The 13,331-nt window shown below is 65.5% G+C and carries 15 protein-coding genes; 8 read left to right on the forward strand and 7 right to left on the reverse strand.

The window, feature by feature from the left end:
• Positions 1–4 precede the first annotated feature (4 nt).
• From DM450_RS17515 to DM450_RS17530, 5 genes are read left to right on the forward strand one after another with little or no spacing between them, the layout of a single operon-like run.
• Positions 5–2,371 (forward strand): hypothetical protein, encoded by a 2,367-nt coding sequence (locus DM450_RS17515; protein WP_142636957.1) that lies wholly within the window; start codon positions 5–7, stop codon positions 2,369–2,371.
• A 26-nt stretch (positions 2,372–2,397) separates the two neighbouring features.
• Positions 2,398–2,760: a hypothetical protein gene (locus DM450_RS17520; RefSeq protein WP_142636959.1), complete on the forward strand. Its 363-nt coding sequence runs from the start codon at positions 2,398–2,400 to the stop codon at positions 2,758–2,760.
• Entirely contained in the window at positions 2,757–2,930 is a 174-nt protein-coding gene (locus tag DM450_RS25905) for a hypothetical protein (RefSeq protein WP_185928645.1), read from the forward strand. Before DM450_RS17520 ends, DM450_RS25905 begins: the two co-directional genes overlap by 4 nt.
• Complete coding sequence (locus tag DM450_RS17525; protein ID WP_142636961.1) at positions 2,923–3,396, forward strand: lysozyme; 474 nt, start codon at positions 2,923–2,925, stop codon at positions 3,394–3,396. Before DM450_RS25905 ends, DM450_RS17525 begins: the two co-directional genes overlap by 8 nt.
• Positions 3,396–4,004: a hypothetical protein gene (locus tag DM450_RS17530; protein ID WP_142636963.1), complete on the forward strand. Its 609-nt coding sequence runs from the start codon at positions 3,396–3,398 to the stop codon at positions 4,002–4,004. Before DM450_RS17525 ends, DM450_RS17530 begins: the two co-directional genes overlap by 1 nt.
• Before the next feature lie 430 nt (positions 4,005–4,434).
• On the opposite strand, the gene DM450_RS17535 is transcribed toward DM450_RS17530, so the two are convergent.
• The 7 genes from DM450_RS17535 to DM450_RS17565 form a co-directional block, all read right to left on the reverse strand.
• Positions 4,435–4,902, reverse strand: a complete 468-nt coding sequence (locus DM450_RS17535) for a phage virion morphogenesis protein (protein WP_142636965.1) — start codon at positions 4,900–4,902, stop codon at positions 4,435–4,437.
• Positions 4,902–5,387 (reverse strand): phage tail protein, encoded by a 486-nt coding sequence (locus DM450_RS17540; protein WP_142636967.1) that lies wholly within the window; start codon positions 5,385–5,387, stop codon positions 4,902–4,904. Before DM450_RS17540 ends, DM450_RS17535 begins: the two co-directional genes overlap by 1 nt.
• A 3-nt stretch (positions 5,388–5,390) precedes the next feature.
• Positions 5,391–5,609: a tail protein X gene (locus DM450_RS17545; RefSeq protein ID WP_142636969.1), complete on the reverse strand. Its 219-nt coding sequence runs from the start codon at positions 5,607–5,609 to the stop codon at positions 5,391–5,393.
• 127 nt (positions 5,610–5,736) lie between these two features.
• Positions 5,737–6,201, reverse strand: coding sequence for a head completion/stabilization protein (locus tag DM450_RS17550; protein WP_142636971.1), 465 nt, complete (start codon positions 6,199–6,201; stop codon positions 5,737–5,739).
• Between the two features lie 102 nt (positions 6,202–6,303).
• A complete protein-coding gene (gpM, locus tag DM450_RS17555; protein WP_260609974.1) occupies positions 6,304–7,065 on the reverse strand; it encodes a phage terminase small subunit in 762 nt (253 codons plus the stop codon).
• Positions 7,066–7,175: 110 nt separating this feature from the next.
• Positions 7,176–8,204, reverse strand: coding sequence for a phage major capsid protein, P2 family (locus tag DM450_RS17560; RefSeq protein WP_142636973.1), 1,029 nt, complete (start codon positions 8,202–8,204; stop codon positions 7,176–7,178).
• Positions 8,205–8,255: 51 nt separating this feature from the next.
• Positions 8,256–9,131 (reverse strand): GPO family capsid scaffolding protein, encoded by an 876-nt coding sequence (locus DM450_RS17565; protein WP_142636975.1) that lies wholly within the window; start codon positions 9,129–9,131, stop codon positions 8,256–8,258.
• Between the two features lie 162 nt (positions 9,132–9,293).
• Between DM450_RS17565 and DM450_RS17570 the strand changes: the two genes are divergently transcribed.
• The 3 genes from DM450_RS17570 (at position 9,294) to DM450_RS17580 (ending at position 13,209) form a co-directional block, all read left to right on the forward strand.
• Positions 9,294–11,180, forward strand: coding sequence for a terminase large subunit domain-containing protein (locus DM450_RS17570; RefSeq protein ID WP_142636977.1), 1,887 nt, complete (start codon positions 9,294–9,296; stop codon positions 11,178–11,180).
• Entirely contained in the window at positions 11,177–12,250 is a 1,074-nt protein-coding gene (locus DM450_RS17575) for a phage portal protein (protein ID WP_142636979.1), read from the forward strand. Before DM450_RS17570 ends, DM450_RS17575 begins: the two co-directional genes overlap by 4 nt.
• 146 nt (positions 12,251–12,396) lie before the next feature.
• Positions 12,397–13,209, forward strand: a complete 813-nt coding sequence (locus DM450_RS17580; protein ID WP_142636980.1) for a DNA adenine methylase — start codon at positions 12,397–12,399, stop codon at positions 13,207–13,209.
• Positions 13,210–13,331 lie beyond the last annotated feature (122 nt).

Raw genomic sequence — 13,331 nt, forward strand, 5'->3', positions numbered from 1 at the left:
TGACATGGCGAAAATCTCCCTTCTCCCTGACGCCCTCGATCTCGACGGCAGCGAACTGGTGCCCATCGTGCAGGGCGGCGCCACGCGGCAGGCCAGCTTCGGCGGTGCTGTTGCCACCCTGGCGCAGCCATTTGTCGTCCAGGCGCAGGCCGCCAGCGATCAGGCCGCCGACCTTGTCCGCGCGGAAAACACCTTCGTGGACGTTTCGCTTGCCGCCGCCGAGGCCGCCGTTGCGGATGGCACCTACTTCAAGCTGGTCGACAGCGCCGCCGGTACTGCGGAAATTCGCCTGCGGAACGCTGATGGTTCGGCGCTGGTCTATACCGAGATCACCCGGTCGGCGCTGGCATCCAACGGCGCCGACAAGGGGGCGTCGATGGTGGGCATGCAGGGTGGCGGCACCGCCGAACAGGGCCTGTCCGGCGCGCGCGGTCCCACGCTGGCCGAGGCTGTGTTGCTGACGATCCCGGCTGCTTTCACCGCCATCCAGTTGTCCGGCCACTCCGCGCCGGGGCTCGGCAAGTGCCTCTACCGCCGCGTTGCCGGGGAGCCGGGCCATGGTGGCAAGTTCCAGTCCGGCGACGGTGCATGGTGGGAACTGGCCGAGGAAGCGGTAACCCCGCAGATGTTCGGCGCTGCGGCCGATGACGGCAGCTTTGCAGGCACGAACGACCTTGCCGCCATCAAACTGGCCTTCAACGTCGCCTGCGCGCTGGGTGTGCCGCTGCGCATCAACCGCCCGCACTATGCCGTCGCAGCGGTCTACACCGATCCCATCGAGATCCCCGCGACCGGCGGCGTGATCGAGTTCGAAGGGCTGGGCCGCATCCGCTGGGGCAATTTCGGCCTTCCGCTGTTCTGGAATCAGGATGGCGTGGGCCGGATCGAGATCAGGAACGCGAACCTCATCGGCGATTACACGACGCCGCTGACGGTCAACAAACCGGCCTATGTCCAGCAGTTCTACAACGCGCTCGGGCGCGGCGCGGGCTACGGCTTCGGCAACAGCGTGACCGGCATGCTCTCCTTCCTCGGTTCAGCCGACGTCGAGGTCAGCAACCCCCGCTTCACGGCCCGGACGCTGGAGAACGACAAGCTCATCACCGTCTGCATCATGGCCGGTGAGGGCGCGAACGGTGCCAAGGGGGCGTTCAAGGTCACCGGGACCTCCACGTTCGACGGTATCCACTTCGGCATCCTCGCCTGGGCGTACAAGTCGCTCGATGTCGGGGACATCCTGGCAGACCACTGGGGCCAGCTTTCGGTTGCGGGTTATGCCGGGATCGCCACCCACGTGATCTACTGCTCGGTGCAGGGCGACGAGGACGTGCGTACGACGCTGGGCGACGTCTACGACCTTGGCACGGAAGTCGCCGGTATCGATTTCACGCTCGGCTCCTGCTCGGTCAAGTTCACCTCGCAGGGGCAGGCGATCCGGACGGGCAATCTCTATTCGCTGCGCGCTGCCGGCATCCTCGATATCAACGGCTCCAACTTCGATATCGCCTCCCTGTTCTGGAAGGGCGACAGCGCAGCCAAGCTGGGCGCGGGCAAGCCGATCCGCATCGGGCTCGGCCTTTATGACGGCTATGGCCGCACCGCGAATGGCGGCAAGTTCGGCAGCGTCTATCTGCATATCCCGGACGATCACAACAACACGGTGATCTTCTCGGAATACGGCTGCTACAACGTGAACTTCGGCAAGGTCACGATCCGGCACGACGGCACCTCGCAGCAGGCGGGCATCATCTCCGGTCCGTTCGGCAACTGCGACTTCGACGTCTATCTCGACATGCCGAACACGATCACGGCAGGCGCGCCGACGTTCATCAACATCCAGAACGGCGGGGACAACAACCGCGTCACCATGCGCACCAACAGCCCGCAGTTCAAAACGATGCGGGTCATCGAAAGCGACAAGGTCGGCTCCACCGGCAACACAGCGCTGATCACCGGCATCCTGACCGGCGAGGAACGCCGCCTGACGCCGGGCCACGAACTGGGCCTCTACCGGGTGGAAGCGCGTCTGGCGATGACGGCAGGCGCCACGCTGACTGCCGCCAACCTGATCCCGCGCGGCGCCAACGTGATCGCCCTGACCTCGACGATCTCGACGGCCGCAGGCACCTCGGCCGGGCTGACCGGATACAAGCTGGGCACGGCCGCCGACGATGATCTCTACGGCGTGCGGACCGGGGTGGGGGTGGGTGGCTACACCGGCAACGCGCAGTGGACCGCCGATGCTTCCGGCGTTCGCATCGCTGCCGAGAGCGTGATCGTGACCGCCGTGGGCGGCAATTTCGATGGCACGGGCGAGATCCTGATCGTCGCGAACTACTTCATCGGCGCTCCCTACACCGACCTGCTTTGACCCCCTCGAGAACGGTTGCTGCCCTTATGAAACTTGACGATTTCCTGCTCTGGCTGCTCTCGCTGTTCGGCGGCCTTGCCCTGTGCGGCGCGCGCCTGGGCTGGCTGCTGTTCGGCGTGGCGCCCGAGCCCCCGGCCGATCCCACCGCTTTCACGCTGTGGCGCCGCAAGCGGCAGTGGCTGGTCATTTCCGAACTCTCGGCCTTGCCCGCCTTCGCCACGATCTCGGTCCTGATCGGGCGCCTGCGCGAATGGCCGATGGAGGGGGTGATCCTGCTCTCCATGGTGCTGGGCGCGCTGGGCTTCGCCTTCTTCCTCGACGCGCTCCAGACCTTGGTGCGCAAGCGCATCGGCATGGCCGACGGCGCCCTGAAGGACGAAACGCCATGAGTTGGCCTTTCCTCGCGCTGATGCTGCTGTTCGCGGCGCTGTCGCTTTTCGCGCTGTGGCGCGCGTCCCGGCTGCACCGCCGTATCCTCGAGATCGACCCGCAGGCGCGCTGCCCGGCCACCCATCCGCTCGACTACCTCTCCCACCGAAAGGAAACCCGTCATGACTGACGCCCGCACGCTCAGCCCCGCAGGCGCCGCGCTGATCCACAAATGGGAAGGCTGCGGCAAGCAGCGCGCCGATGGCCGCTTCGATGCCTATCCCGATCCCGGCAGCAAGGACGGCAAGCCCTGGACCATCGGTTGGGGCTCCACCGGGCCGGACATCGCCAAGGGCACGATCTGGACGCAGGCGCAGTGCGATGCCCGGTTCGACCGCGATATCGCGCGCTTCGTCAACGAGGTGGCGCGGTTCATCGGCAGCACGCCGACCACGGCGAGCCAGTTCGATGCGCTGGTGTCCTTCCACTACAACACCGGGGCCATCGCCTCTTCGACGCTGGGCAAGCTGCATAAGGCGGGCAGGTTTGCCGATGCGCAGGCGCAGTTCGGCAAGTGGATCTACAACGACGGGAAGGTCATGGACGGCCTGAGGAAGCGCCGCGCGGACGAGGCTGCGCTTTACGGGGCCAAGTGATGGAAGCGCTTGCCATCGTGGGCGTCGCCAAGAAGGTGCTGCCCTGGGCGTGGGGTGCGATCAGGAAGCACTCGCGCCTCTTGCCCTACCTCGCCGCCGCCGCGCTTGTCTGGTGGCTCTGGAGCGGCAGGCAGGACGCCCTCCGGCAGCGGGACACGGCGCGCGCCGCGCTGGCCGCCGCCAAGGCCGCCACCGCCACCGAGATCGCGGCCCACCGCAAGACCAAGGACGATTACCGCGCCGCCCAGGCAGAGGCGGCCCGGCTCGATGCCGAACGGATCACGCGCGAGAAGGCGCGTCAGCAGGAGATCAACGATGCCGCTTCGAAGGACTATGCGGCGAGCCTTGCCGCTCTGCGCGCTCGCTATCAGCGCTTGCTCGACAGCGCCCGGGCCGGAAGCCCCACTGGCGGTGCGACCGGAAACGTCGCAGTGCCCGGCCTATCCGCTGCCCCCGGCGGAACTGCTGGTGCGGCCGACCTACGATTGGCTGGCGCCGCTGGAGAATGCCTCACGCCCGCCGAGCGGCTGATGGCGGCAGAGCAGGCGGCACAGCTCGATGCGCTGATCGGCGCGGTGATAAGTCAGTCGACAGTTACTGGCCGCTGACCGCCAAAACGGACCGCGTCACAAACCCAAAGGGGGCGTTCCAGCTATGGAGCGCCCTCTTTTCCCGTGCTTGGGCCTGTTACTTATGGGACCTGCTGACTGATACCTTCAGGCAGCCCAGACGTATGATGTCGCTCGGCGTTTCTGTTACGTGAATTTGGCCGTCCGGATGACCTGCCGAACACCAGATGGTGGTGTGTTTCGCTTTATCGTCGAGGTGGAACGAGGATGCCTGGTCCAAGTTCACCCAGATTGAACGCTTTGTCTTAACCTCGGTCAATTCAACCCAATTGCCTGTCATGGCACCCCCTTCGTCTAGACCTCCAGAATATGCGACACGGCGAGAAGCGTACAGGCGCAAATAGTTACCACGTTGCCCTGGACAAGCTCCAGCCGCGCCACGGCGGCGGTTGGAGAGGACACGGTGCTCCTATTTGCCAAGCATGTCGAAGACGATCTCGGCAATCAGGTCGAGGTCTTCGGGGGTGAAGCCGAGCAGGACGCGTTCGGGATACTTGGTGCGGACCGTCTTGCCGTTCTCGGTGTGGCCCACGAAGTCGGTCAGGCCGTACTGGTGGGCGCGGGCGGTGTGGGCGACGGACCCTTCGAAACCGACCGAGACACCGCTGGGCGTGGCGTTGATCTTGAACGATCGGCTCAGGCGCAGCTTGCGGAACATGCGGCCCTTTTTGATGCCGTCCTTTCTCGCCTTCAGGTTCCGCTTCTTGCGCGGCTGCATGGCCGATCCATCGGGCTGGATATTGGCGGCAATGCGCTTTGCGTTGGCCTTGCGCAGTTCCATGCCGATCTTGCGCGAGATCCGGCGGCGCCGGGCGGGGGACAGCTTTTCAAGCTCGCGGACGAGGAAAGCGTCCAGCTGCGCGAAACGGTCCGCCATTACGGGGCCACCTGAAACGGCATATCGTCGTCATGCGCCCAGATCGCGGTGAGCGGGCCTTCCTCGGCGCGCAGGGGCGTATCGTCCGGCAGCATGGGCACGGATTCGTCGATCACGGTGAGGACCGGCGCGCCGCCCGCCATGGCGACGGTGACGATCTCGGTCAGCGACAGCGTGATGCGGACATCGGACGTCTTGTCGTCGATGATGTTCGTTTCGAACGGGATCGGCGGGGCATCGCCGGCCAGCAGGTCCGGCTGCTGGTATCGCGCCCACTCGACGATGACGTAAAACAGCATCTCGGGGGCGCCCGTGAAGTTCTCTGCCACCACGATCAGTTCGTATTCCCAGGAAAAGCCGTGCTGCCGGTTGCCGGTGGCGCGGATGTTGCCGCGCTCCACCCACATGGCGAGCCGGTCCGGATCGCGGGCGGTTTCGGGAAGAAAGGCGGCGATGGCTTCGCGGAGCAGGCCGGGTTTCTTCATGGATCAATCCCAGGCGTTGATGGTGTCCAGCGCGACGGCGGCTGCGGCGGGCGGTTCGGGCAGCGTCACTGCGCGGCCTTCGGGCAGGATCGGGCCGAGCGCGGCAAGGCCGGGGTTCAGGGCATAGGCCTGCTCGACCACGCCGCCTTCGGTCGTGCCGAGGACGCGCCAGCAGATTTTGGCCAGCGTTTCGCCCTGCATGGCTTTGGTGATGGAGGTCATTGGGCAATGGCCCTCGCCACGACAGTGCCGATGAAGCCAACGATGAAGGCTAGAATGGGCAACTGATAGGAGAAGAGGACCGAAATTCTTGTCCGCCAGTTCCCGAGATGGATGCGTTTCCGACCCATCAGATCAGCTCCACGGCGGTGCGCGGCGTGCCGAGGATGTCGCGGATGGCGTGGGTGGCCATGCGCAGATACTCCTGCGCGGTCGTCGCCTCGGTGTCGGCGCGTGCCTGGCCGTCCTGCGTTGCCGTCAGGTCGCGGTGGGTCTCGGCCAGTTCGGCCGCCGCGTACATGCGGACGGCGCGGGTGTAGAGCAGCGTCAGGCGATGTTCGCCCGCCACCATGCGTTCGGGTTTCACATCGGCCAGCGATGCCGCGCCCTCCGCTTCGCACTCGCCGCGCCATTCGGCCAGTTCGCCTTCGACCGACAGCATGCCGCCCTGCACCGCGCCGAGCAGCCGCTCGGGCGTGACCATGGTGGTCAGGCGCAGGGCATCGCGCATGGCAGTGGCGTTGAAGTCTGGATACCAGCCATCGCCGGGCACCGTTATGTCAGCGGGGCGGGCAGGACCGGCAGAGAACGACATGGGCAGGGCTTCCTGAAAGGGGTGGGGGGTGAGGCTCAGAGCGCGGGTTGGGCTGTTGCCGTCCGCTTCTGTTCCGCCCCCCGGCGCGGGTGGCGCAGCTGGTTATGCGGGCGGGGAGGCGGGTGGACCAAGCTTCTTCAGTTCGGCCTCGTATGCCTGCCTGAGCTTCTTGGCGCCGCTGCCTTCATGCAGGGCGATGGCGCGGTCGAGGTGGCTGATCGCGGCGGCCAGCAGGGCGGGCTTGCCCCCGGCGACGGCCGATTCCGCGTTCGGGTCGAAAGCGTCGGCGCGGGCCTTGAAGGCAAGTCCAAGGGCCTTTTCCAGCTTGGCGCGGACCTGATCGAAGATATCGGCATCGCTGACCAGATCAGCCACGACGCCCAGCACATCGAAGGGCACGCTGCCGGGATCCTTGATGCCCGCTTCGGCCACTTCCTCGGCCACCAGCGTGGCCGGACTGCGGTTGTAGCGTTCGGGCAGTTCGATCCCGGCCAGCAGGACGTATTCGGCCAGCTTGAGCGCCAGCGGCCAGTCCTGGATGTCGATGGCCCAGATCATGATGGTCGAGACGATGTCGTCCTGGGTGCCGGCAGCGGCGTCTGCCGCGCCTTCCACCCATGGGCGATACTTCTCGATCATGGTGCGCTTGGCTTCGATCTTGCGTTCGGTGGACTGGATGTTGCGAAGGGTGCTCAGGTCAATGCCCAGCGCGGCGCGCAGCAACTCGTACTCGGTGGCGACCGGGCCGGTTTCGGGCATCGGGGCGGCGGTGCCGGTGGGAGGCACGGCGGCGGCGAGGCGCGAGGCCGCAGCGAGCTTGCGCTGATAGCTGGCCTGCGCGGGGGAAATCACTCTGGGCGGCATGGCGGGCGGCTCCTGTAAGGGGGAACCTGCCCCGCCCGGGGAGAGGAAAGAGCCGGGCGGGGCAGGGAAGGCGGTCAAGGGACCAACCGCCTTTTGTGACGGGGCGTCGATCAGGCGTCCTTGGCTTCGATGTTCTCGATCAAGCAGGCGTAATCGAGGTCCTCGATCACGTAGGCTTCGTTCGACGAGTTGTAGTCGGTGACCTGGTCGAGTTCCGGCTCGTCCTTCAGGAGGCGGCGCTGCTTGCCGTCCTGGAAGTAGATCGAGAGGTTGTCGAACCGGGTGATCAGGACCTTGCCGTTGGGGAAGCCCGGCACGCGCGCGGCGGGAAGGCCGCCGAGACGCTTGGTCGACATGATCAGGTCGCGGGCCAGCTGCTCGGTCGGCGCTTCATCCTGATTGATCAGGGGGAAGTACTTGTCGTGCAGCAGATCGCCGCCGGTGATGGCCACCAGTTCGGTGTCATCCTTCGCCCAGGCGGCGAGCAGGGTTTCCTTGGCGTCCCAGACCATCGCGTCCAGCGACGCGTAGTCGCCCGCCGCACCGTAGGTCACCTTCCCGGCGGTGGCGCCTTCGTCCATGACACGGGCCGCGTTTTCGAGGCGCATCTTCTGCAGCCAACCGATGTTGACGTCGGTCAGGAGCGGCGTGGTTTCCGGGTTGGTGGTGGCGTTGGCCGTCGCTGTCAGGCCGTTGAAGCCGATCAGGATGCGGTCGAGGGCGAAGCGCTTGAGGTTGTTGTCGCGCCAGAGCGTCTCGAATTCGGGGAATTTCGCCCACATGTCGATCTTGCCGTAGCGGATGGCGACGTCGAAGTTGGTCTGCACGCAGGCATAGCCGCGCTGGTCCATCGTGCTGGGATCGCGGCCCGCGCGGCGGGTGCCGCCTGCCGTGTTGGTGCGGCTTGCGATGGGGCTGCCGATGCCGAGGCCGAGCAGTTCGCCCGACATTTCGTCAACGGGGCTCATGTTGATCTGCGACAGGAAGGCGCTCGATTCCTGCACGCGCTGCTGCAGCTTCTGCTGGACGGACGGCGCGACCGAGAACTTGCGGGCCTGTGCGGTGGCCGCCGACACGCCGTTCAGCGCGGCGATGTTCTCGACCATCGCGTTGAACTTGGCGAGGGTTTCATTCTTCATGGGTATTGTCCTTGGAAGGGGAGAGGCAGGCGGCGCGGCGGCGTTGCGGGATCAGCAGTCGGTGCGGACGGCGTTGGTGAGGCCGCCGGTCGCGGGATCGCGGCGGGTGAACTGACCGCTCGGCTCGTTCTCCAGCGAGGTGCGCAGCCCCGCGAGATCGGCGGTCAGCCTGGTGATCTGCGCTGCGGTTTCCTTCGACGAAGCCTCGAAGGCGCTGGTCAACTGACCGACCAGTACGCCGAACGCGGCCAGCGCGCCGTCTGCCTGCGGTGCGGCCGGTGCCGGGGGATCGCCTGCGGGTTCCTGCTGGGTCTGCGGCTGCTGGGAAGCTGACGAATTGCCGGTGAACTGGGCGAGCATGCCCTTGATGGTGGCAAAGATGCCGGTGGGATCGGGATTGACCTCTTCCGCGCCGAAAACCTCCTGCGGGATTTCGTAGGCCTGGCACAGCAGGTTGTCGGCGGAGAGCTTGCGGTTGGAGTAGAAGCCCGGCGTCCGCGCCGCGAATTCCAGCGCCTCGGTGCCGAAGGAGGCCGGGCTGTCGGTGGCCGCCATGCCGGCGAGGTATGCCTTGCCGGTGCCACGGCAGTTCTGGCCGATTTCGATGGACGAGAAGATCTTCTGCTTCTTCTTGTTGATCTCGACGAAGGCGGGGAGGGGCGCGATCGCGGCCGAAAGGGCCATGACCTTCTGGGTCACGCTTCCGACCGGCAATTCGATTTCCTCGGCCTTCACGGCAACGACATCGCCCAGCATGTCGAACGAGCCGCCGGGGATGATCGCGCGGAAGTGCTCAAGATTGATGCGCACCCCGTAGAGTTCGGGATTGAACGTTTCGGCGCAGTCGAGAATGTCCTGCCGCGAAATCTTGCGGCCATCGGTGGTGTCGCCTTCCACGGCCACACGGAAATAGCGAAGTTCTGCCATCGGTTAGCTCCGGTCCTTCGGGTGCGCGGCCGGGTCTGGCCGAACTGATTGAGCCCAAAGGACAGGGTTGGAGGCCTCTTCGCAACGCGGGCGCGTTGTGGCTGCGAGGGTCCACAACGCTACCCCGGCGAACCCGATGAAATTCACCCGTAGCGTGGCCCCATGGCGACCAAATCGGCAGCAAAGAAACCCCGGCAGGACGCGGCGGCGGGCGGTGATGAACCGTCCGGCGAGCGCCCGGCCGTGGGCGCGGTGCCCGCGATTGTCGCCCAGCGCACCAAGGCGCGGTCCTTCTTCTGGCGGGGCTGGACGATCCAGCAGATCGCGGAGGAAATGGAGCTGCCTTACGCCACGGTCTATTCGTGGAAGGTTCGCCACAAGTGGGAGGAAGCCCCCGCGATCCAGCGCGCCGAGGAAGGCACGCTGGAACGCTACCTGACGCTGCTGGCCAAGGACAACAAGACCGGCGGCGACTTCAAGGAAATCGACCTGATCGGCCGCCAGTTCGAACGTCTGGCGCGCGTCGCCCGGTACGCCGATGGCGGCAACGAGGCCGATCTCAACCCGTCCCGCTCAAACGGGGCCAAGGCGACGAACGCCAAGAAGGAAAAGACCAAGAACCTGATCACGGGCGAGATGCTGGCGAAGCTTCGCGCGGACCTTGAGGACGGCCTGTTTGGCCATCAGTCGATCTGGCTGACCTCGACCTCCATGCGCACCCGCATGATCCTGAAATCGCGCCAGATCGGCGCGACCTGGTATTTCGCGCGGGAACGCCTGCTGGTGGCGCTGGAGACTGGCAAGAACCAGATCTTCATTTCCGCATCGCGCGCCCAGGCGAACATCTTCCGCAACTACATCGTGCAGTGGGTGCAGAAGGTCTGCGGCATTGCGCTGTCCGGCGATCCCATGGTGATCCAGCGCGGCGAGGGCCAGGGCGGCGAGCCGCAGGAAGCAGTGACGCTCTACTTCCTCGGCACCAACTACCGCACCGCGCAGGGCTATACCGGCGACGTCATCATTGACGAGTGCTTCTGGATTTACGGTTTCGAGGAACTGTTCAAGGTCGCCAGCGCCATCGCGACGCATAAGCAGTTCACGCGCACGCTGTTCTCCACGCCCAGCACGCTCGCCCACGAAGCCTATCCCATGTGGACGGGCGAGCGCGTCAACAAGCGCAGGGCGAAGGCCGACCGGCTGAAGATCGATATCGGGCATGCGACGCTCAAGGCAGGATCGCTGGGCGCCGATGGCATCTGGCGTCAGATCGTCACCGTGTTCGACGCCATCGACGGTGGGTTCGATCTGGTTGACCTGGCTGAACTGCAGCTTGAGTACGCGGCCGACGAATTCGATAACCTGTTCCGCTGCATCTTCCTCGACGACAGCCAGTCGATGTTCCCGTTCCAGATCATGCGCCGCTGCATGGTCGATAGCTGGGACGCCTGGCACAAGGATTATCAGCCCTATGCCCTGCGCCCCTACGCGGGCGAAGTGTGGCTGGGCTATGACCCCAACGCCAGCGAGAGCGGCACGGGCGACGATGCGGCGCTGGTGGCGATCGCTGCGCCCACCACGCCCGGCGGCAAGTTCCGCATCCTCGAAAAGCAGCGCCTGAAGGGCCTCGATTTCGTCGGCCAGGCGGAAGCGATCAAGGCCATGACCCGCAAGTACAACGTCACGAAGATCGGCATCGACGTGACCGGCGCCGGCAAGGCCGTGCACCAGCTTGTCGTGAAGTGGTTCCCCGACGCGCTGCCGATCACCTATTCGGTGCAGACCAAGACGGCGATGGTCCTGAAGGCCAAGAACGTCATCAGCAACGGGCGCCTCGAATTCGACGCCGGGTGGCTGGACATGATGGCCGCCTTCATGGCGATCCGCCCGGAAATCACCAAGGGCGGCACCCAGGTCACTTACGTCGCGAGCCGCGCCGGGGGCGTCGGCCACGCCGACCTCGCCTGGGCAACGATGCACGCCCTGTTCTTCGAACCCCTCGACATCATGGAAACCGACGAGGGCGAATCCACGCTGGAGATTTTTGCATGAATAGACGGCGCAATCACCGGCGGCCGACGCGCCAGCACTCGCCGGCTCAGGCCAACGCTCCAGAGACCGTGGGCGACGGCGAAGACACCGCCATGTTCAGTTTCGGCACGCCCGAGAGCGTCATCGACCGGCGCGAAATCTTCGACCTGTTCGAAGTGGCGCACAATGGGCGCTGGTACGAGCCGCCGATCTCGCTCGCCGGCCTCGGCCGTGCCTATCGCATGGCCCCCCATCATCAATCCGCGATCCTGCTCAAGCGCAACCTGCTGGCGGCAAGTTTCGTGCCCGGTACGCTGTTCCCGAAGGCCGAATTTGCGCGGTGGGCGCTGGACTGGCTGACCATGGGCAATGCTTATCTGGAGCGGGTGAACAGCCGCCTCGGACGACCGGCGGCGCTGCGCTGCTCGCCTGCCGCCTACACGCGCGTCGGGCTCTTGCCCGATCAGTTCTTCTGGGCGCCGCGCAGCTACGCGATCTCCGACGCGGTGGAATACCCGGCCGGGGCCGTCCATCACCTTTCCGAGCCGGACCCCATGCAGGAAATCTACGGCATGCCCGAGTACCTCTCGGCGCTGCAATCCGGCCTGCTGAACGAGAGCGCCACCCTGTTCCGCCGCAAGTACTATCTGAACGGTTCGCACGCCGGGTACATCCTGTGCATCACCGATGAGAACCTGAGCGAGAAGGACAGCAAGGCGATCCGGCAGGCGATGCGGGATTCGAAGGGGCCGGGCAATTTCCGCAACTTCTTCCTCCATCTGCCGAAGGGGAAGGAGAACAGCGTCAAGGTCATCCCCATTGCCAGCGTCGGCGCCAACGACGAGTTCCTGAACATCAAGAACGTCACGGCCGAGGATCTGCTGGCGGCGCACCGCGTGCCGCCGCAGCTGATCGGCATGGTCCCGAAGGGGACGAGCGGCTTCGGCAACGTCAACGACGCGGCGGCCATGTTCTACGAAATGGAAATCGTGCCGATCCAGTCGCGCATGCTGGAAGTGAACGACTGGCTGGGCGTGGAAGCGGTGCGCTTCGAGCGCCCGGCGATGGCGCTGCCGAGGACTGCCGCCTGAGGATTCCTCCCGCCGATGAGGCGGGGGACTTGGGCGTTGGACCGCCTTTGTCCGACGAATGCCAGTTCGTCATGATCCCACTCGGTCCCGCCATGGGGCCATCCCGCCTACCGACTCGGTTCGGGAACGAATAAGGAACAAAAACAATGCTGTCGAGCCCCCTCTCTTCGTTCGAGCGGGTAGACCCGGTGCGCCCGCTGGCGCCCTACATCGGAGGCAAGCGCGCGCTGGCAAAGCGCCTGGTCTCGCTGATCAACTCCATCGAACACGTCACCTATGCCGAGGTTTTCGTGGGAATGGGCGGCGTGTTCCTGCGCCGCGACCAGAAGCCCAAGGCCGAGGTCATCAACGACTGGTCGGAGGACGTGGCGACGTTCTTCCGCGTGATCCAGCACCACTACCTCGCCTTCCTTGACATGCTGCGCTGGCAGATCACGAGCCGCGCCGGCTTCGAAAAGCTGCTGGCGCTGGAGCCTAGCTCGCTGACGGACATGCAGCGGGCCGCCCGGTTCCTCTATCTCCAGCGCCTGGCGTTCGGCGGAAAGGTGCGGGGCAAGTCGTTCGGCGTGATCGTCGATCGCGGGGCGCGGTTCGATGTGACGAAGCTGGCGCCGATGATCGAGGCGGTGCACGAGCGGCTCGCGGGCGTCGTGATCGAGCGTTTGCCCTGGCCGGACTTCATCGCGCGCTATGACCGGCCGGGGACGCTGTTCTATCTCGATCCGCCCTACTACGGCAGCGAGGGCGACTATGGCCGCGACATGTTCGACCGCAGCCAGTTCGAACACATGGCGCAGCAGCTACGCGGCGTGCGCGGGCGGTTCATCGTGTCGCTCAACGATCATCCCGAGGTGCGCCGCATCTTTGCCGGGTTCGATTTCCGGGAAGAGAAGCTGGCCTATACGGTGGGCGGTGGGGCTAAGGCCAAGACGGTGGGCGAGGTCATCATCACCAACTGATGGATCTGGGCTGCGCACCGCATGGTGCGCAGCTATTACCACCCACGACAGCGACGCGCCCTTGTCGGCCCTCCAGCTGGGAAATTAGTGCGCCGATGAGCGGAAATTCTCTTTATGACCGG

The organism is Sphingomonas sp. IC081 (genome assembly GCF_006874585.1).
Lineage (GTDB): Bacteria > Pseudomonadota > Alphaproteobacteria > Sphingomonadales > Sphingomonadaceae > Novosphingobium.

Coding starts and splice junctions, on each gene's coding strand:
- DM450_RS17515 (WP_142636957.1), top strand. CDS start 5: ATGGCGAAAATCTCCCTTCTCCCTGACGCCCTCGATCTCGACGGCAGC.
- DM450_RS17520 (WP_142636959.1), top strand. CDS start 2,398: ATGAAACTTGACGATTTCCTGCTCTGGCTGCTCTCGCTGTTCGGCGGC.
- DM450_RS25905 (WP_185928645.1), top strand. CDS start 2,757: ATGAGTTGGCCTTTCCTCGCGCTGATGCTGCTGTTCGCGGCGCTGTCG.
- DM450_RS17525 (WP_142636961.1), top strand. CDS start 2,923: ATGACTGACGCCCGCACGCTCAGCCCCGCAGGCGCCGCGCTGATCCAC.
- DM450_RS17530 (WP_142636963.1), top strand. CDS start 3,396: ATGGAAGCGCTTGCCATCGTGGGCGTCGCCAAGAAGGTGCTGCCCTGG.
- DM450_RS17535 (WP_142636965.1), bottom strand. CDS start 4,902: ATGGCGGACCGTTTCGCGCAGCTGGACGCTTTCCTCGTCCGCGAGCTT.
- DM450_RS17540 (WP_142636967.1), bottom strand. CDS start 5,387: ATGAAGAAACCCGGCCTGCTCCGCGAAGCCATCGCCGCCTTTCTTCCC.
- DM450_RS17545 (WP_142636969.1), bottom strand. CDS start 5,609: ATGACCTCCATCACCAAAGCCATGCAGGGCGAAACGCTGGCCAAAATC.
- DM450_RS17550 (WP_142636971.1), bottom strand. CDS start 6,201: ATGTCGTTCTCTGCCGGTCCTGCCCGCCCCGCTGACATAACGGTGCCC.
- gpM (WP_260609974.1), bottom strand. CDS start 7,065: ATGCCGCCCAGAGTGATTTCCCCCGCGCAGGCCAGCTATCAGCGCAAG.
- DM450_RS17560 (WP_142636973.1), bottom strand. CDS start 8,204: ATGAAGAATGAAACCCTCGCCAAGTTCAACGCGATGGTCGAGAACATC.
- DM450_RS17565 (WP_142636975.1), bottom strand. CDS start 9,131: ATGGCAGAACTTCGCTATTTCCGTGTGGCCGTGGAAGGCGACACCACC.
- DM450_RS17570 (WP_142636977.1), top strand. CDS start 9,294: ATGGCGACCAAATCGGCAGCAAAGAAACCCCGGCAGGACGCGGCGGCG.
- DM450_RS17575 (WP_142636979.1), top strand. CDS start 11,177: ATGAATAGACGGCGCAATCACCGGCGGCCGACGCGCCAGCACTCGCCG.
- DM450_RS17580 (WP_142636980.1), top strand. CDS start 12,397: ATGCTGTCGAGCCCCCTCTCTTCGTTCGAGCGGGTAGACCCGGTGCGC.